At 30.8% G+C, this 20,448-nt stretch carries 16 protein-coding genes and 3 tRNA genes; 17 read left to right on the forward strand and 2 right to left on the reverse strand.

What is annotated here, in order from left to right; genetic code table 11:
• Positions 1–20 precede the first annotated feature (20 nt).
• Both OD803_RS13655 and OD803_RS13660 read left to right on the forward strand, forming a co-directional pair.
• The gene (locus tag OD803_RS13655) at positions 21–1,109 is read left to right on the forward strand and encodes an AI-2E family transporter (RefSeq protein ID WP_131506616.1); all 1,089 of its coding nucleotides are present in this window, start codon (positions 21–23) and stop codon (positions 1,107–1,109) included.
• 7 nt (positions 1,110–1,116) lie between these two features.
• On the forward strand, positions 1,117–2,298 hold the full coding sequence (locus OD803_RS13660) for a THUMP-like domain-containing protein (protein WP_262733902.1): 1,182 nt from the start codon (positions 1,117–1,119) through the stop codon (positions 2,296–2,298).
• Here OD803_RS13660 and OD803_RS13665 read toward each other — a convergent pair.
• Positions 2,295–2,732, reverse strand: a complete 438-nt coding sequence (locus OD803_RS13665; protein ID WP_134198883.1) for a hypothetical protein — start codon at positions 2,730–2,732, stop codon at positions 2,295–2,297. The genes OD803_RS13660 and OD803_RS13665 overlap by 4 nt on opposite strands.
• A 268-nt stretch (positions 2,733–3,000) precedes the next feature.
• Here OD803_RS13665 and OD803_RS13670 point away from each other — a divergent pair, with 268 nt between their 5' ends.
• The 15 genes from OD803_RS13670 to OD803_RS13740 all read left to right on the forward strand — a co-directional run bounded on the left by OD803_RS13670 (position 3,001) and on the right by OD803_RS13740 (position 18,432).
• On the forward strand, positions 3,001–3,660 hold the full coding sequence (locus OD803_RS13670; protein WP_262733904.1) for an HAD family hydrolase: 660 nt from the start codon (positions 3,001–3,003) through the stop codon (positions 3,658–3,660).
• Between the two features lie 84 nt (positions 3,661–3,744).
• Positions 3,745–3,828 (forward strand) — tRNA-Ser (locus tag OD803_RS13675).
• Between the two features lie 7 nt (positions 3,829–3,835).
• Positions 3,836–3,910 (forward strand) — tRNA-Pro (locus OD803_RS13680).
• 30 nt (positions 3,911–3,940) lie between these two features.
• Positions 3,941–4,014: transfer RNA gene (locus OD803_RS13685), tRNA-Arg, on the forward strand.
• Positions 4,015–4,129: 115 nt separating this feature from the next.
• Positions 4,130–5,017, forward strand: coding sequence for a hypothetical protein (locus OD803_RS13690; protein WP_262733905.1), 888 nt, complete (start codon positions 4,130–4,132; stop codon positions 5,015–5,017).
• Between the two features lie 126 nt (positions 5,018–5,143).
• Positions 5,144–5,431 (forward strand): helix-turn-helix domain-containing protein, encoded by a 288-nt coding sequence (locus OD803_RS13695; protein ID WP_262733907.1) that lies wholly within the window; start codon positions 5,144–5,146, stop codon positions 5,429–5,431.
• A complete protein-coding gene (locus OD803_RS13700; protein WP_262733908.1) occupies positions 5,424–6,692 on the forward strand; it encodes a YfjI family protein in 1,269 nt (422 codons plus the stop codon). The genes OD803_RS13695 and OD803_RS13700 overlap by 8 nt, the downstream gene beginning before the upstream one ends.
• A 66-nt stretch (positions 6,693–6,758) precedes the next feature.
• Complete coding sequence (locus OD803_RS13705) at positions 6,759–7,967, forward strand: site-specific integrase (protein ID WP_262733909.1); 1,209 nt, start codon at positions 6,759–6,761, stop codon at positions 7,965–7,967.
• Positions 7,968–7,995: 28 nt separating this feature from the next.
• Positions 7,996–8,979 (forward strand): ATP-binding protein, encoded by a 984-nt coding sequence (locus OD803_RS13710; RefSeq protein WP_262733910.1) that lies wholly within the window; start codon positions 7,996–7,998, stop codon positions 8,977–8,979.
• Complete coding sequence (locus tag OD803_RS13715; protein WP_262733912.1) at positions 8,942–9,970, forward strand: DUF3871 family protein; 1,029 nt, start codon at positions 8,942–8,944, stop codon at positions 9,968–9,970. Before OD803_RS13710 ends, OD803_RS13715 begins: the two co-directional genes overlap by 38 nt.
• Positions 9,971–10,113: 143 nt before the next feature.
• Positions 10,114–11,853, forward strand: coding sequence for a type I restriction-modification system subunit M (locus tag OD803_RS13720; RefSeq protein WP_262733913.1), 1,740 nt, complete (start codon positions 10,114–10,116; stop codon positions 11,851–11,853).
• Position 11,854: 1 nt separating this feature from the next.
• Complete coding sequence (locus tag OD803_RS13725; protein ID WP_262733915.1) at positions 11,855–13,579, forward strand: DUF262 domain-containing protein; 1,725 nt, start codon at positions 11,855–11,857, stop codon at positions 13,577–13,579.
• A complete protein-coding gene (locus OD803_RS13730; protein WP_262733917.1) occupies positions 13,579–14,916 on the forward strand; it encodes a restriction endonuclease subunit S in 1,338 nt (445 codons plus the stop codon). Before OD803_RS13725 ends, OD803_RS13730 begins: the two co-directional genes overlap by 1 nt.
• Positions 14,917–15,459, forward strand: coding sequence for a hypothetical protein (locus OD803_RS13735; protein WP_262733919.1), 543 nt, complete (start codon positions 14,917–14,919; stop codon positions 15,457–15,459).
• A 6-nt stretch (positions 15,460–15,465) separates the two neighbouring features.
• The gene (locus OD803_RS13740) at positions 15,466–18,432 is read left to right on the forward strand and encodes a type I restriction endonuclease subunit R (protein ID WP_262733921.1); all 2,967 of its coding nucleotides are present in this window, start codon (positions 15,466–15,468) and stop codon (positions 18,430–18,432) included.
• On the opposite strand, the gene OD803_RS13745 is transcribed toward OD803_RS13740, so the two are convergent.
• Positions 18,424–20,448 carry a DUF3732 domain-containing protein gene (locus OD803_RS13745; protein ID WP_262733922.1) on the reverse strand — a complete coding sequence of 675 codons (2,025 nt, stop codon included), beginning with the start codon at positions 20,446–20,448 and terminating at the stop codon, positions 18,424–18,426. The genes OD803_RS13740 and OD803_RS13745 overlap by 9 nt on opposite strands.

Here is a 20,448-nt window from a genome sequence, read left to right on the forward strand (position 1 = left end):
AGATTTTATATCTTTACTTTATGAATTCAAAAACTATTTCCAACGGAATTTTACGCGCATTAGCTATTGTTTTAGGCATAGCGCTAACATTGTTTTTTTTGTATAAAATTCAAGCCGTAATAGTTTACATTGCTATTGCAGCTGTTATTTCATTAATCGGTAGACCTATAGTTTTATTTTTAAGAAAGAAGTTAAAATTCAATAATACTGTAGCTGTTATTACTACAATGGCTATTTTTTTAGGACTTTTAATTGGGCTCATAGGATTGTTTATTCCTTTAATTACTAAGCAAAGTCATAATTTGTCATTATTAGATATTGATCAGTTACAGAGTAACATTCAAGATTTATACCATCAGGCACTCACCTATTTTGAAATTAATAATATTGATGTTGAAAAGTCTATAAAAGAATCTAATCTTTTAAATAAGATTGATTACGCACTAATTCCTAATTTTTTAAACTCGCTAGCTAGCGGATTAGGTAGTTTTGGCATTGGACTGTTTTCGGTTTTATTCATTTCATTTTTCTTCTTAAAGGATAGTCGTCTTTTTGAAAACGGAATTATGACCTTTATTCCAGACGATAAGGAAACCAGATGGAGCAATTCTTCAACCAAAATTAAAGATCTACTCTCGCGTTATTTTGTTGGACTTATATTTCAAATTTTAATTCTGTTTATAATTTATACTATTGGATTATTAATAATTGGTGTTGAAAACGCTGTAGTTATTGCATTTTTATGTGCATTACTTAACCTTATCCCTTATGTTGGTCCTTTAGTTGGAGCTGCTTTAATGGTTACGCTAACAATGACAAGTAATCTTGGAGCAAGCTTTAGTGAAGTGATTATGCCAAAAACGTTTTGGGTACTTCTAGTTTTTATTATAGGACAACTGATTGATAACTTTGGAAGTCAGCCAATAATTTTCTCAAAAAGTGTAAAATCCCATCCATTGGAAATTTTCTTGGTTATTCTAATAGCTGGAATCCTTTTTGGTGTTGTAGGTCTTATCATTGCAGTACCTGCTTACACTGCTATAAAAGTGATTTTAAAAGAGTTTCTTTCAGAAAATAAAGTCGTAAAAAAACTCACTAAAGACTTATAGTTTTACTTTGGATAAAAATATTTTAAATACTATAAATCAGGAATTTATAAATGAAAATATAAATTCTAACACTACCGATTTATTATTAAAAAAGAATCATCACTCAGATGTTGACATAAAACTACTAGTAGAGCAAATAGAAGCAAAACAACGTTGTAAAACAAAACTCCCAACATGGTTTAATACCGAAAAAATATACTATCCAAACAAGCTGAATATTGAGCAAACTTCTTCTGAAGTGACTGCTAAATATAAATCGAGTTTAATAACTGGTAATTCTATCATAGACCTTACAGGAGGTTTTGGAATTGACTGTTATTATTTTTCAAAAAAATTCAAAGAAGTTACTCACTGCGAAATTAACAGTGAGCTTTCTGAAATTGTCTCGCATAACTATAAAGAACTAGGAGTTAATACTATTGAAACCATAACTAATGATGGAGTTTCTCAATTATTAAACAATAATAAACAATACGACTGGGTTTATATTGATCCGTCCAGAAGACACGACACAAAAGGTAAAGTGATTTTTTTAAAAGATTGCCTACCTGATGTACCAAAACATCTTAACACTATTTTCAATCATACTAATAATGTAATGATAAAAACCTCTCCATTATTAGATATATCAGTTGGAATTAGCGAACTCAATTACGTGAAAACCATACATGTTATTGCTGTTAACAACGAGGTTAAAGAGCTACTTTGGATTTTAGAAAAAGGGTTTGAAGCAGAAACCACTATTAAAACAGTAAACATTAATAAAACCGTTGAAGAAACATTTGATTTTAAATTAAATGAAGAACAAGCAATAACAACCAACTTTAGTGAGCCACTAACCTATTTGTACGAGCCCAATGCAGCAGTATTAAAATCTGGTGGTTTCAAATCTGTTTCAAAACAATTAAATGTTTTAAAGCTTCATCAGCATACTCATTTATACACTTCACAAGAGTTGGTTGAATTTCCAGGAAGATGCTTTAAAATTGAACGTGTATTACCATATAACAAGCAGCTCCTAAAAAAGGAGCTGCATGAAAAAGCTAATATCAGTACTCGAAACTTTCCTGAAGCGGTTCAGCAAATTCGAAAAAAATTCAAAATTAAAGATGGAGGCGACACTTATGTCTTTTTTACAACAAATCTTCACAATGAAAAAATTGTGATTATTTGTAAAAAAGTATCTTAAAGTGATTCAGGCGTTGCTGTTGTTAGCAAGTTATCTGGTCCAATCTCCATATCAAATTCCATACAAGCGCTCATGTTATAAGCAACTTTTAAATCGTTTATGTTTGGGTCTTCATTGGTAATTGAAAAAATAATATCTCCTTGATCAAAAGTTTTCCATGAAGAACTTTCTCCTGGAGCTAAACTATACTCACTGTCCAATAATGTTCCATCAATTGTAAGTATTTCAAAATCAACAATAACAGTTCCATTATTTGTTATTCTAGCTGTTGGATTAGAACCACTACATGTAGTAGATTCTGTTACAGTTTGAATCTCTTCTTGAACTATCAATGATTCTGATTGTGAATTGTCTATAGATTCTATAGAACAATTAAAAAATGTAGTACATACTATTGCAAAAGCAATAGCTTTGTTGGTTAAGTTAGGTTTCATTCGATTTGGGGTTTAAATGAAAATATTTGCAGCAAATATATGTTAAAAAAATTTTCACTTGATCAAAATATTCGATAAAGTGTTTAATTTATTCGATAAATAACCATTTTTTAAGCATTTGATTACCATTTTTTAACATAAATAAGTAGTTTAGCGTTCTCTTTTTCAATTAATTATAAGTCATAATTAATTGAAAAACTTAGATTAAATGAGTTTGATTGATGACTAAAGCTATAATCATCATTATATTCGCACAAAAATTGACAACATGCTAAAAGCTGTATTATTTGATATGGATGGTGTAATTGTAGACACCGAACCTTTACACCATAAAGCTTACCATTCTATGTTTTCAGACTTTGGTTTAAATGTTACCACTGAACACTACGAATCTTTTACAGGACAATCCACAAAAAATGTATGCAAAGCTTTATGTACTCATTTTGGTTTAGATAAAGATCCTGTTGACTTAGAACTTACAAAACGTCAACATTTTAACACTCTATTTGACACTGATGATAGCTTGCAGTTGTTAGATGGTGTACATGAACTTATTGAGGATTTTCATAAAAATGGTGTCGCTTTGGTTTTAGCGTCATCAGCATCTAGAAGCACAATAGATAAAGTGTTTGATAAATTTGACCTTGATAAATATTTTAAAGCAAAAATTAGTGGTGCAGAATTAAAAGCTTCAAAACCACATCCTGAAATATTTTTGAGAGCTGCAGAACTTTCTGGTCATGATAAAAAGAACTGTATTGTTATTGAAGATTCGACAAACGGTATTTTAGCAGCTAATGCAGCTGATATTTTTTGTGTTGGATACGATAGTAAACATTCAAAAAATCAGGACTACTCTAAAGCTAATAAAGTGATTAGCAGTTTTAATGAGATAAACTATGAGGTTTCGAAATATTTTTTTGAATAAAAAGTTTAAAAAATAGTTGCGTTCTTTATAATGAAAAGTTACATTTGCATCCGCATTTAAGGAACGTTCTTTATTTAATGCATTGGAGAGGTGCCAGAGTGGTAATGGAGCAGATTGCTAATCTGTCAACGCGTAAGTGTTGCCGGGGTTCGAATCCCCGTCTCTCCGCAATTTTCGGGGTGTAGCGTAGCCCGGTTATCGCGCCGCGTTTGGGACGCGGAGGTCGCAGGTTCGAATCCTGCCACCCCGACTTTATTCAGAGTCGATTAGATTCTTGAAGGGTCGCGTAGCTCAGCTGGATAGAGCATCTGCCTTCTAAGCAGACGGTCACAGGTTCGAATCCTGTCGCGATCACATTAAGCCATATCAGTAATGATGTGGCTTTTCTGTTTTTAATACTTTCTTCATTTTTTCTCTGGGTTCAATATGGGTTCAATTTTTTAAAAATACTATTTTAGTGGTTAAATTTATGAAAGCAGATAATCCAATATATTTTTTTGAACACATACTTACTAAAGATGGAATTAATTCCATGATTAAAAAGTTCCGAAAAAAATATCTATCAGGAGAATATACCATTTCAAGCATTAATGAAGAGTCACTCAACTTTACCATTTTTGATACTGATTCAGAGGGTAAAGAACATTTTTATAATGTTTCATTTCAAGACTTTTTAAAACCTTTGATGAAGAAAGAATTTTATAATTCCTTATCACTTATAAAACAATACTATCAAAGAGAGGATATATCTAATTCTGGGTATCAAAAATATTTAAACTCTATTTTCAATGAAATACAATATTTAATAAATAATAACTTAAAAATATTAAGAAATCATCCATATATTTTAGCTCCTTTAGAAGAATTAATAATAAGAATAAATGAAGGCTATTTCTATGGTTTAAAAAATGACTTTAGAATTGATACAAGAGATTTAAAAATTCAACAAAAGGACTATATGACAAACCCAGAAATTGTTGATGCCATTTTTGGCTACTTGTCAGGTTATAATGAGAAGAAAGAAAAAATCATGGATGATAGTCAATTTGATTTGATGATTTCTTATATCAATTATTTTGTTGATAATCTTGATATGCCTCAATTGAAAGGAACAATCAAGCATATCAATATTACTAAAGAGCTATTGAGATTTTCATTTTATGTCCTTCATAAAGAACTATACGGCACAAACAAACGCAAGCGGGAGTTATATGATTTCATGTATTTAGTTTTTGACGATTTTGATAAAAATACTTTATCAGAAAATTCATTGCATAGCAAATTTTCTGTCTGTAAAGACATTCAAAATGAAGGATTTATTTCACCAATAATTAGGGATTATTTAGATAAACGCTAATATCTACAAAAAAAGCGTCATATCTACAAAACTTAAATTCATCTACAATATATCAATTTTCAATTTTGCCAAAGTTTAATTTGAAACTCTGCCCGGGGATTAGAGGAGTTTCACAAATAATTCAATATGGCAAAAGATATATTATATGAAATAAAGAATATCCTCGAAAAGCAAAGCATAACAAATAAGGATATTTTAAACTTTGAGGAAGCATTAAGTTATCTCAAGGTAAGCAAGTCGTTTTTATACAAAATGACTTCAAAAGGTGAAATCACCTATTATAAGCCGAGTGGCAAACTCATTTTTTTTAAACGTTCTCATTTAGATGATTGGATGCTAAAGAATAAAGTATCTGGTTGCGATGAGTTGGAGGATGAAATTGATAACTATTTAAAGAAGGGAAATAATGAGTAATACAAAGTTTATACATGAACAGGTATATGAAAACTTACCTGAACCCTTAAAAGGGTTAACAGATCTATTTGAAGGTAGAGAAAGAGACATTGTACTTCTTTCCTGCTTGGGAGTTTTAAGTGGTTGTTTGCCAAAAGTATATGGGATATACCGCCGAAATAAAGTTTTTGCTAATCTCTATATAATGATAATAGCACCACCCGCATCAGGTAAAGGAGCTATGAATTATGGCAAGAGTTTGTTAAATAAAATTCAAGAAAAAGCATTTGGAGAAAAGCAAACTATAAAAGAAAATGATTCTAAAAGAAAGAAAAAGGTTGAAACCTATATTCAAACAAAACTGATTCCTGTAAATATCAGTACGTCTGAAGTTTATGCCTTATTGAAAAATTCACATTACGGTGGAATTATGTTTGATTCTGAAGCAGATACATTATCAACAATGTTTAAAAACGATTGGGGAAATTTCAGTGATGTCTTGAGAAAAGCATTCCATCACGAAAGTCTTTCCATCAGTAGAAAAATAGAAGAGTTATTTGTACAAATTGATGACCCAAAACTTTCATTAATACTATCTGGTACTCCAAACCAATTACAGCCATTAGTACAATCAAAAGAGAATGGTTTGTTTAGTCGATTCTTGTATTACAGTTTTAATGAAGTAGCTTCATGGGAAAATCCCTTTGCTTCTAAAGAAGATGTTTCTGTAAATTTTAAAAACGTTGGAGATAATATTATTGCAAATATGTATGAGTTACTTTTTAAAAGGACTAACGAACTGGAGTTTGCTTTTAATGATGAACAAACTGAAGTTTTCAACACTGAACTTAAAAGAATTTCTGAAATAATATTAGAACATCATCCAGATGGATTTATGTCTAATGTCAAGCGTCATGGACTAATACTATTTAGGATCGCAATGGTAATAAGTGTATTGAGAAAGTATTCAATTTCACAGGAATTTCCTGAACGAACATTAGTTTGTCAAAATGAAGATTTCACAATAGCTGCTTCAATAACCAGCGATTTGTTATATCATGCCCTTAATACATTTAATGATATTTCAGGTTCTGAATTAAGCGAGCAGGAAGAAAATGTTCTTTTTTCATTAAAAGAGACCTTTACACGAAAAGAAGCTATTGAAAAAGGATTGAAGTTTGGTGTTCCAGAGCGTACTATGGACGAACATCTAAAGCAATGGCGAAAGAAAAAAGCTATTCGTAAAATCAAACATGGTAAGTATAAAAGAATTTTAGGATAAGGTTGCAGTTTCTGCAATTTCAACAAAACAGCCTCAACTTTGGGGCTGTTTATTAAATATAGAATTATGGCAAGTATTAAGATTTTACAAAAATCAAAGTCCTTGTCCAATGGAGAATACCCTATTTACCTTCAAATCATAAAGTATGGAAAGGTAAAACGAATAAGTTTGAATTTAAGCTGTCCTAAAGATGAATGGGATGGCAATGAGTTTAAAAGAAATCACCCTAATTATATAAAACGTAATCGTTTACTAAATAAGTTCAAGGAACGAGCTTATGCAGTTATTGATGAATTTGCTGTAAATGGTATTGACTTCACTCTATCTGAATTTGAATACAAATTTAGAAATAAGAAAAAAGGAAATGTTACAACTGTAATGGAGTTTTGGGAAGAAAAAATAGATGACCTCAAGAAATCCCACAAAACAGGAAATGCGCGTGCATATAAAGATGTAAAAAACTCATTCTTTAAGTTTAACAAAAACAAGAATATTCTATTTAGGGATATTACCCCTAAACTATTGGACAAGTATGAAGTTTATTTAAGAAGTAAAAATAACACAGATGGTGGTATATCAATTAAAATGAGAACTATTCGTGCATTGTATAATTATGCTATAAAGATGGGAGAAGCAAATATTCAGAATTACCCTTTTAGAGTGTACAAAATCTCAAAACTCAAGGGTAAAAATGTGAAACGAGCATTAACTGTCTCCGAGTTTAAAAAGTTTGAAGCTCTTGATTTAGACAAGCACCCTCATCTAACTGACACCAAATATATGTTCATGTTCAGTTTTTATTTGCGTGGTATTAATTATATAGATATGATGAAACTGGAATGGAAGAACATTGAAGATGGTAAAGTTTATTACAAACGTTCTAAAACAGGCAAGATTTTCATCATTAAAATTCTTGAACCAGTTCAGAAAATTTTGGACTATTATAAAGCTCAAAATAGAGACACACCATATGTGTTTCCTATACTTACAAAAGTTGGATTAGATCCAATGCAAATTGAGTATAGAAAAGATAAGATGCTTAAAGTATTCAATAATGAATTGAAAGAGATTGCTTCTATTCAAGGTATAGATAAAAACATTACCAGTTACGTTGCGCGTCATTCTTATGCAACAATCATGAAATATATAGGAGTTTCTACTGATGTTATTTCAGAATCTATGGGACATGCAAATTTAGATGTTACTAATAGCTACCTAAAGGAGTTTGAAAATGACATTATTGATGATGCCAACGAAAAGCTACTAGACCTTTAGTTAAGAAACTTCTTAAAGTATTTAAAGGATGAATATTAAAAATGTTCATCCTTTTTTCATGGAATTTATTCAGGTAAAACTGAACAATCATAAACAACAATTATTAATCATTTTAAATACACAAATTATGGAATTGAAGAAAAGTCAGAGAGAACGCGTAAAGCTACGAATTGGAATTTCAGGAGCATCAGGATTTGGTAAAACTCATTCTGCATTGCTATTAGCCTATGGCATGACAAACGATTGGAGCAAAATAGCTGTGGTAGATACGGAAAACTCATCAGCTTCACTTTACAGTCATTTGGGAAATTATAACACTTTGGATTTATCAGCACCATTCAGCCCTGAACGCTATGCGAAAGCTATCAAGGTCTGTGAGGATGCAGGTATGGAGGTTATTATTCTCGATTCCGTTAGCCAGGAATGGTCAGGGACAGGTGGTTGTTTACAAATACATGAACAACTCGGAGGTCGTTTTCAGGACTGGATGCCTGTAAAAAAAAGACATCAAGCCTTTATTGATAGTATTCTACAATCAAAATGCCATATCATTACAACTACACGACGAAAAATTGATTACTCATTAGATATTGGTAGTAATGGGAAGTCTAAAGTTGTTAAGCATGGGACAAAAGAAATTACGTCTGATGGCTATGAATATGAGCTGACGTTAAACTTTGAACTAATAAATTACAATCACCTTGTTCGAGCTTCAAAAGACCGCACAGGATTATTTATGAACAAAAGCGAATTTATTATTACCTCAAAAATAGGTCAGTTGCTTTTGGATTGGTGTAATCAAGGAAGTATAAGCAAACATGAAGTGAATGCGAGAATAAATGAATGTTTGTCAGTTGGAGAGCTAATGAAACTCTACAAAGAATTTCCACAATTTCAACAGCCTTTGAATGCTCAATTTCAGAGTAAGAAACAACAATTAGAAAAATTATCAAATATTGAAAACTTTAGTCAAAATGGAATTAGTAAAAGTACACCACAGTCAGGAGAATAATATATCTCCTTCTGCTGATGGTATAAAACAATCTCCCTCAAATTTGGGAGTACCATCAGCAAAAGAAACAATGGAACAAAATCCTTTTATTGAAGCGAATACAACACAAGTGACAATGGAACACTTAAAGAAAGATTGCATCGTGCCAGTATTTAAGGATAATGAGGTTGCGATTAGCCATACTGAATTTGTAGAAACTGCAATTAATGCAGTATCTGCAATATTGGGCAATGTAGAAATTACAAAACCACAATTAAGGGTTTCTCATATGGTAAAAGGAAGAACGCCTGATGCTTTGCACATTCCAACAAAGGATTTGCAAGACCATCAAAAAACCATCTACTATGAGCGTGTTGCGTGGGTTTCTAAAATACCATCACAAACCAAAATCATCAATGGAAATGAAATTTCTTTGTGTGTTGGTGGTGTGAAATCCTATTCAACAGATAACCTACACGGTAAGCATTCTGTGCAACGCTTTAAAATGTTTATTGGTTACGTTAATAGAATCTGCACCAATCTGTGTATTTCAACAGATGGATATAAAGATGAAATTAAGGTTATGAGTACCAATGAACTTGGTGAAAAAGTAGAACAATTGGTTTCCAATTATGATGCAGATTATCATCTAAATACTATGGAGCGATTATCACAATTTACTTTAAGTGAAAAGCAATTTGGTCAGCTTATAGGTAAAGCAAAACTTTATAACTATCTACCGAAAAGTGAAAAACAAGAGTTACCTAATTTAATGTTGACAGATAATCAGTTCAGCAGCATTGCAAGGGATTATTATAACGATGTAAACTTTTGTAGAAATAAAGATGGTAGCATAGACTTATGGAGACTTTACAACTTATGTACAGGAGCTGCAAAGTCAAGTTATATTGACACATTTTTAAATCGCAACCTAAATGCATTTCAATTTGTAAATGGTTTAGCCGATACTGTTAATGGAGATTCAAATTCCTATGATTGGTTTTTGAGTTGATTAAATTCCCAGTTTCTTTAAGTAGAGACTGGGATTCTACCTCTAAAAAATAGTGTTTTTTTAAGTCCTCTATTTAAACTACATTAGCAGTTTAAGACTAGAAAACTTAAAAACTAACTAACAACACAGAGCTTCAGATATTTATGACTATAAGTAGTTTTGCCGAAAAGGCAAATTTCATTTGGGATATTGCAGATACATTAAGAGGAGATTACAAACAAGCAGAGTATGGTAAAGTTATCTTACCTTTTACAGTTTTAAGACGATTAGATTGTGTTCTAAATAATAGCAAGAATGATGTCCTAAAAATGTATTCAAAACTTGAAGGAAAAAGTGATGAATTAATAGACCGAACACTTAATGGTATTTCTGGGTATAAATATTTTCATAATCACAGTAAATATGACTTTGAAAGTTTATTAGCAGAACCAGATAAAATTAGTGCCAACTTACAAAACTACATAGCTGGATTTTCTAAAAGTGTAAGGGAAATATTTGAAAGTTTTAGATTTAACAATCAAATTGCTCGTTTAGATAAAGCGAATCTTCTATACCAAGTTGTAAAAGAGTTTAATGCTATTGACCTTATCAATATTGATGGTTTGGAAATGGGATACATTTTTGAACACCTTATTTACAGATTTGCTGAAGCATCAAATGAAACTGCTGGTGAGCATTTTACACCTCGTGAAATCATTGAACTGATGGTTCACATCTTATTCCAAAATGATAAAAAGTTTCACAAGGCAGGAACTATTCTTAATATCTATGACCCTGCATGTGGAACTGGGGGCATGTTAACAATTGCAGAAGATTACTTTAAAGCTCATAATGAAGACCCACAATCAAGTGTGTTAAATTTATTTGGACAAGATGTTAATGAAGAAATTTATGCAGTGTGTAAATCAGATTTAATGATTAAGGGGCAGAATCCTGAAAATATACGTTTTGGTAATAGCTTCACCAAAGATTTGTTTCCTTATGATTCTTTCGATTATATGTTATGTAATCCTCCGTTTGGCGTAAATTGGGGAAAAAAAGCTGATGTAAAGAAGTTCATAAAAGACGAGCATGAAGATAGAGGTTTTGGTGGTCGTTTTGGGGCAGGTTTGCCACCTGTTAGTGATGGCTCTCTACTTTTTTTACAACACCTCATTAGTAAAATGAAAGACCCAAATACTACTGACGGTAGTAGAATTGCAATAGTATTTAGTGGCTCACCCCTGTTCAATGGTTCTGCTGGTAGTGGACCATCAGACATCAGAAAATGGATTATTGAAAATGATATGTTAGAAGGTGTTATAGCTTTGCCAACGCAGCTATTTTACAATACTGGTATAGGAACATATATTTGGATTGTTACCAATAAAAAAGAACCGCACCGTAAAGGCAAAATACAACTCATAAATGCTGTGGATATTTATGAGAAAATGAAAAAAAGTCTTAATAATAAACGAAACTATATATCACAGTCAAATATTGAGGAAATTGCCAAAATCTACGGTGAATTTGAAAACAATGGAGTTTCAAAAATTTATGATAATCAAGACTTTGGCTATTATAAAATCACCGTTGATAGACCTTTAATTAAAAATGAGAAAGTAGTTAAAGACAAAAAGGGAAAACCGAAGGCGGACACAAAACTGCGTGATTATGAAAATATTCCTTTAAAAGAAGATATTACTAAATATTTTAAAAGAGAGGTTCTGCCTCATGTTCCAGATGCATGGATTGATAAGTCTAAAACCAAAGTGGGTTATGAAATCAATTTCAATAGTGAATTCTATGAATATAAACCATTGCGGTCGTTGAAAGAAATCCGTAAGGATATTCTGGAATTAGAAAACAAAACACATAAATCAATAACCAATATTATAGATTAAAATGCAAAGTGCTAATAAAGAAATTTTACTGTCTTTTTTTCAGAATAATTATCAATATGAAATCCCTTTTTTTCAGCGAAGTTATGTCTGGGATGAAGAAAACTGGGAGCTTCTTTTAGAACATCTTCAAGATGAAGTTGAAGCTCACACCAATAATAAAAACAGTGAACACTTTATTGGGACTATTATTACCAAACCCTTAAAGCATAATAATTTTAACGTACAAGCATTGCAATTAATTGATGGGCAACAAAGACTAACAACAATTGCAATTATGCTTAAAGCTCTTGCTGATACTGCTAAAGGAGAATACGAAAACTTAAAGAAAAACCTATTATCATATATACAATTTACTGACAACAGAGATGAGAAATATCTTCGTATTGAGCATAGTAAAACAGATGCTCCTTATTTTCAAGAAGTAATGAAAATTCTTGCCGATGGTGAAAAAGTACCTTTACATGATAATTCTATAAATCAGGCATACCACTACTTTTTTGATGCTTTTAATGATTTAACTGATGCCGAAAGAGACACATACTCACAAGTATTATTAAGAAAATTGCCTGTGATTGCTATGTTCTTAAATGAAGAAGATGACGAGCAAGAAATATTCGACACCATTAATTCTTTAGGTGTTAGGCTTACTATTTCGGAGTTGTTGAAGAACTTCATTTTTAGAGATAAAGATTTACAGCCGCACTATGAGGATTTATGGTATAGTATTTTTGAAGAAGAAGAAGAAGATATTGAATTCTGGAATGATAAAAAGACTTCTGGTAGAATTCCTCGTACTAACTTGGAGTTACTACTCTATTGTTTTCTAATTGTAGAAACAGGAAACGAAGTGCGATTAGATAAGCTGTTCAATGAGTATAAAAACTATCTTAAAAATAAAACATCAAAAGAAAAGCTCGAATTTCTTAAACGTTTAAAACTCACAGCTACCACTTACAGAAATTTTCCAACCAGTAAAACTATTAATGAAATTGCATTTAAGGAAACAGAAAAAAGAGTTTTCCATGTCATTGAATTTTTGGAAATAACTACGGTTTATCCTCTTCTGCTTTTTATTTATGCTAATGTAGATGATGGTGATGAGCGTTTAGACATATTGGAAGTATTAGAGAGTTATTTGGTACGTAGGTTAGTTTGTAAATTAACAACCAAAAACTACAATAGATTCTTTATTCAATTTGTAAACGATTTAAAGAAAGAAAAGACTTTAGATTCTGAAGTGTTTGAAGAAAAATTAGTCGAATTCACTGAAGACAGCAACCGTTTCCCTAATGATGCTGATTTTAAAGATGCTTTTTATAATAATTATCTCTACAACAAATTTGCCAGAGAAATACTGTTTATAATAGCATTATACAAATTGGATAACGCATATAGCTCTGTAACTAAATTAAGTTTAGAAAGCTATTCAGTTGAACATATGATGCCTAAAAAATGGGAAGCAAACTGGCGAGTATCTGGAATGAATGATGATGACAAAGCTAAAAGAAACCGTAAGTTAAAAACTATGGGGAATCTTACACTTGTAACCCAACAACTTAATAGCAAAATGCGTAATGCTTCATGGGCTAAAAAAAGAAAGCTATTGGATAAATACGGTATGCTAACTATTACTACCGATTACTTAAAGTTAGATGCTTGGGATGAAGCTGCCATAGATGATAGAGCAACAGATTTAGCCGATACTGCTTTAAAAATTTGGGAATAATGATTAAACCTTATCCTAAATATAAAGATACAAACGTATCTTGGTTATCAAATTTGCCAGAGCATTGGGAAACAAGAAAGTTAAGCAGAAGTATTAAACTTATAGGTAGTGGTACTACACCGAAATCTGGTAAAGATGAATATTATAAAAATGGTACTATAAATTGGCTTTTAACGGGAGATTTGAATGATAGTTATATTTATAATACTTCCAAAAAAATTACCCCAAAAGCCATAGAGGATTATTCTACACTAAAAAACTATCCTAAAGGTTCGATAGTAATGGCAATGTATGGTGCAACTATTGGAAAACTTGGTATTTTGAAAATTGATTCAACTACCAATCAAGCTTGTTGTGTATTATCGGATAACGAACTATTTTTAAATAAATTCATTTATTATCACCTTTTAGCAATCAGAAAGGATATTATAAATTTAAGTTTTGGAGGCGGACAGCCTAACATAAGCCAAGATATTATCAAATCTTTAAAATTATCATGCCCTCCAATTGAAGAACAAGATAAAATTGTTGACTTCCTTGACAAAAAAACTCAAGAAATAGACCAATCTATTTCCGATAAAAAACAATTAGTACAACTCTACGAAGAAGAAAAACAAGCGATCATTAACAATGCCGTCACCAAAGGTCTTGATAGTGATACAGAGCTTAAAGAAACAGGTGTTGAATGGTTAGGTTATATTCCCAAACATTGGAAACTAACCAAAATTAAATATTCAAGCTATTTAAAAGCACGTGTAGGTTGGAAAGGTTTAAAGTCTGATGAGTTTTTGGATGATGGCTATGCTTATTTGGTAACAGGTACAGATTTTAAAAATGGAAAAATAGATTGGTCTGATTGCCATTTTATTGACAAAGACAGATATGAAGAAGATAAATTTATTCAATTACAAAATAATGACTTACTTATTACTAAAGATGGTACAATAGGAAAGTTAGCAATTGTTGAAAATTTAGACGGTTATGCCTGTCTTAATAGCGGTGTCTTTGTAATGAGACCATTAAACTCAATGTACCAAGTTAAATTTTTGTATTATATTTTATCCTCAAAAATATTTGAATCATTCATAGATTACACGTCAACAGGTGCTACTATTTTACACCTGTATCAAAATGTATTTAATGAATTTCAATATCCCTTACCTACTGTTAAAGAACAAAATGAAATCATTGGTTTTATTGAAAAATCTTTGACTAAAGTAATTGATAAACAATTAGCAATTGAGAAAGAAATAGAACTATTAAAAGAGTACAAACAAGCATTGATTTATGAAGCCGTTACAGGCAAAATTGATGTTAGAGATAAAATCACTGATTAAATGAATGAAATAGAATTATATAATCAATATTTAGCTTTAGAAAATAGAATTCGAGACCTTAAAATATACGTCCAAATATGGTCGAATGATAAGGAGCGTCAGGATTTTGAAGCAGAATTGGAAACTGCTTTAGTTGAATTGGAAAACCTTTCAGCCCAACTTACAGAAATTGAAGATAAGAGACACAGTACAGAAGTTAAGTCAAGAATGGTTGACCAATTAGCTATTTATATTAGAGAAATGAATGGCAAACCAAGACAATTTCTTTTGGACACAGGAAATGATTTAAATATACCAAATGAGTTATACGCTATGTTGGTTAGAGATTTAAACTATATCCTTTTAGAGGGATACAGAGGTGGACATGTACCTTATTTTAAATTAACTACAAGCGAAGATTTTGGTGTAGAGTTAGGTCAATATTATGATTTCTTAATAAATGAAAGACGTATTCTATTACAACTTGATGAAGTTAACTTTATAGTTTTAAAAGAATACGTTGAAGAATTGATAGAAAGATTAAGAGACCAATTCCTAAACTAATCAATAATGAAAAAACCCATTCATACAGAATTGGCATTTGAAGATGCAATTGAAGAAGTATTATTAAAGCATGGATATATAAAAGGTAGTCCGTTAGATTTTAATAAAGACATTGCCATTGATACCAACAAACTATTTACATTTTTAAAGAAAAGTCAAGCTGAAAAATGGGATAAGTTAGAAAGTATTCATAGAGCTGACACAGAAACAAAACTATTATTACGTTTAAATAAAGAGCTTGAACAAAAAAGTGCATTAACTGTTATAAGAAAAGGATTTACTGATATGGGAGTTCATTTTGAACTTGCATATTTTAAACCAGAAACTTCTTTAAATCCAGACACAGAGAAATTATATAACACAAATATCTTATCTACTACAAGGCAAGTAAAATACAGCCATAAGAATGAAAATTCAATCGATATGGTTTTGTTTTTAAATGGACTACCTGTTGTAACTGTTGAGTTAAAGAATCAATTCACCAAGCAGAATACTGATAATGCAAAAAAGCAATTTATTGAAGATAGAGACCCAAGGGAAACCATCTTTAAATTTAAGCGCGGTGCATTAGTTCATTTTGCAGTAGATACTGATGAAGTATATTTAACCACAGAACTTAAAAAAGAAAAGACATTTTTCCTGCCGTTTAACAAAGGGTTCAATAATGGTGCAGGAAATCCGCCAAATTCCAATGGTTATAAGACAGCCTACCTTTGGGAAGAGATTTGGCAAAAAGATAGTTTAATTGACATTATTGGAAAATTCATTCACTTACAAAAAGAAGAGTTTGTACAAAAAGGTAAAAAGTATTCAAAGGAAAAAATCATTTTCCCTCGTTATCACCAATTAGACGTTGTTAGAAAATTAGCTTTAGTTTCTAAATTAAATGGTTCTGGACAAAATTATTTAGTACAACACTCTGCTGGTTCTGGAAAGTCAAATTCAATTGCTTGGTTGGCTTACCGCTTGTTTAGTTTACACAATTCATCAGATAAAAAGGTATTTGATTCCATTATTGTAATAACCGACCGTAGGGTTTTAGACAAGCAATTACAAGATACAATTTATCAGTTTGAACATAAACAAGGTGTTGTTCAAAGAATAGATAAATCAAGTACTCAACTTGCCGAAACTATTCAAAGTGGCTCAAGTATAATTATCACAACATTACAGAAATTTCCATTTGCTGCTGTTTTAGATGAAGTTAAAAATCTACCAGACAGGAACTATGCTATTATAGTAGATGAAGCTCATAGCTCTCAAGGTGGTGAAGCCAGTAAAAAACTAAAGGAAGTTCTTGCTACGGCTGAACCATCAAAAGAAGATACTACTGAAGATATTATTCGAAAATCTATGGAAGCAAGAGGCAAACAATCAAATTTGAGTTTCTTTGCTTTCACAGCTACTCCAAAACCAAAAACAATAGAAGTATTTGGCACACCTGACAAAACAGGTATTCCAAAACCTTTCCATTTATACTCAATGCGACAAGCTATACAGGAAGGGTTTATTATGGATGTGTTAAAAAAGTATATGACATATAAAACTTTTTTTAAGGTTTCAAAAAATATTGAAGATAACCCAAAGGTTAACAAGAAAAAAGCATCGAGAGCGATAGCAAGATTTTTATCGTTGCATCCATATAATTTAGCTCAAAAGACTGAAGTAATAATCGAGCATTTCAGACAAGTAGTTTCTAAAAAGATAGGTGGTAAAGCAAAAGCTATGGTAGTTACAAGCTCACGCCTACATGCTGTAAGATACTTTTTTGAATTCAATAGATATATTAAAGATAACAACTATACAGATATAAGAGCATTAGTTGCATTTTCAGGTAAAGTAAAAGACCCTGAAAGACTTGATGAAGAGCTTACTGAAGCCAAATTAAATGGTTTTGCAGAAAAAGAACTGCCAGATAAATTTAATTCTGATGAATATCAAATACTATTAGTAGCCGAGAAGTATCAAACAGGATTTGACCAACCATTATTACATACAATGTATGTAGATAAAAAACTATCAGGGGTTAAGGCTGTACAAACTTTATCAAGGTTAAATAGAATGCATCCTGGAAAAGAAGATACGTTTGTTCTTGATTTTGCAAATGAGGAAGAAGAAATAATTGATTCTTTCCAGCCTTTTTATGAGCTTACTACGGTTAGTCAAGTTTCAGACCCTAATAGGCTATACGATTTAAAAAACAAGCTCGATGAAGCTCAAATAATTTGGGATACAGAAGTTGATAATTTCGTGTCTGCTTATTATGAACAGTCAAATTTACATAACAAAAAAACACATGCTCTTTTAAATGCTTACATTGACCCTGCCGTTGACAGATATAAAGCATTAGATACAGAAGAACTACAAGATGACTTCAAGCATACATTAGATAGTTTTATTAAAGCGTATGCTTTTTTAAGCCAAATAATGCCTTTTTCTGATGAGAACCTTGAAAAGCTATTTGCATACGGCAAACTCTTATTAAATAAACTGCCTAAACAAACATTTGAAGAGCGTTTTAAACTATCAGATGAAGTAGCTTTAGATTATTATCGTTTGCAGAAAATAGGTGAAAATAATTTGGCATTAGAGCATCAAGAAGAATACGGACTACAACCTGCTTCAGAAGCTGGATTAAGAAAGGCAAAAGAGGAAGAAGCGACCTTAATGGAAATTATTGAAAAAATTAACGATAGACTTGGTACAGAATTTACAGAAGCAGACAAATTATTTTTTGACCAAATAGGTTTAGACTTGGCATCCAACGAAACTATTATCAAACAGGCAAAGAATAACACATTTGAAAACTTTTTGCAAGGAAGTTTAAGAGATTTGTCTATACAGCAATTCATAGACAGAATGGATTCCAATAATGATACAACTGAAAAAATGCTAACTAATGAAAAGTTAGCAGATGCCGTTATTTTTAAATACTTGGCAAAAGTTGTATATGATAAAATAAATTTAAAATAACCAATCCTTAGGAATCAAAGCATTATAATCATCTGAAAAAGTTCCGTCGATTTCTTTCCCTCTCCATTCCTCAACTAAATTAATGTTTTTGACTCCTTTCCATGTTTCTTTTGAGGCGTGTTCCAAAATTATTATTTGAACTTTATTCTTAGTTCTTTCTATAAACTTTGAACATACTTCAAATATTTTTTTTGTATTAATTAAATCTTCTGACTCTTCTTCAGTAAGCTTCAATTTACCTTCTTTTCTTTCAGGATAATATACTTGACTGGGTTGGTCGAGAATTAAAAATGATGGGACATAATTTATTTTATTTACTTCATTTAACTTGTGAAAATATTCATGTAACCCAAGCATTGTAGCCAAGTGATAACACATGTAATTTGAACCACTTCCTATTTTGTTTAAAAATGTTGAAGTTTTATTTTTCTTATCTTCTACTTTAATTCCCAAATACTTATCTGGGTCAAGTAGAACATTACAGAATTTTCTGTTTTCAATTGGTAATAAATCAACGTATGTTTTGATTGATTTCGTCACTTTTGATAAAGTGAAATCTTTATCAAATTGTTTTTTAAGTTTATTAAGTTTTTTTCTTTTTGTCGATAATTCAATTTGAATTTTTGCAAGCCCTTGATTATACTTATTGTCTACTGTTGGAAGGTTAGTAATAAAATTTGAAACTTTACCAACATACTCATAGACTTTCTGATAAGACTTTTGATGAGAAACTTTTTTATCAACCAATAAGCTAATGTTTTTATCAAACTCTACAATTTTTCTCTCTTGAATTCTAATTGACCTTTTCAATTCAGACTTTTCTTTTTCAAACGACAAGCTATCGGATTCCTTACCTCTTATTAATAGTCTATTATTATCTCTGGCTTCTCTTAATAACTGTAAGTTATGCAATGCCGTATCCGATTTAGAGTCACAAAAAGGGCATATGTTTTCACCTTTTTTGCTTAAAAACCAATCTATTGGTTTTAATCGATTCTCTACTTCATTCGTAACAGTTTCAAAGTATTCAGTTTTTGTTGATTCAAACTTTAAAATTTTATTAAGATCTGTTTTAAGTTCTCCTAATTTTCTAATCATAACAGCCCTTTCAGATTCAAGTTCATTTAATTTTTCTGAATATCTTAAACCAGAACCTTCAATATATAGTTTTTCATTACGCGCATTAAAAATTACTTGCTCAATCTCTTTTTTAATTAAATCAACATTTGAACTATTTATATTAATATCATTTTTTGTTAAACCCAAGCTTATTGCTTCACTGTAATATTCATATAATTCAGATTGCCAGTTTTCATATCTACTTTGTAAATCTTCAATTTTAGATTGTATTTTTCTTTCTTCATTTTCTAAAAAATCAATTTGTTCTTTTAAAATAATTAATTCATAAGATTTATAGCCTAAAGCTAAAGGAAAGAAAGTTTTTAATCTATCTATGTTATAGAATGAATCAGTTTTATAAAAAATGGTGTTCCCATTGGCTATAATATTTTGAGGTTGAAATAGAAAGGAACTGGTGCTTCTAAAACTCACAGTAATTTTTTTGTCTGAATAAACAGATTCTTCAATGTTTTGAAATTTACCTTCAGAGTTTAAAATAGAAACAAGAGATTCTCTATTAATTCGAAACTTATCTGAATCTTTCATCCAATGGTTTGTGTTAAGCTCCGAATATTCTCCTTTTTTTAGAATTTCAACAAAGTAAAAAACGTCTGAACTCCTACCTGAATCTCCAGGGCTTTCTCTTCCAATAAAATAGTCAGTCGCATTTATATTAACTTTAATCGCAAATACCTTAACTAAATTTCTTATCAATCCAATTGGTATATTTGGCTCACTATTTCCCAAACAATAATCAATTATCTCTATAATTGAAGATTTTCCTCTTTTACTATAACCAGTAATTACATTTACTTCACTTTCAGAAAAAGGAATTATTCGTGGTTTTTTATCTTCATCAACTGGATATAGAATAATATTTTTAATAGTTAAGTTCAT

This window comes from Gaetbulibacter sp. NE (assembly GCF_025548475.1).
In the GTDB taxonomy this organism is placed as follows: domain Bacteria; phylum Bacteroidota; class Bacteroidia; order Flavobacteriales; family Flavobacteriaceae; genus Gaetbulibacter_B; species Gaetbulibacter_B jejuensis.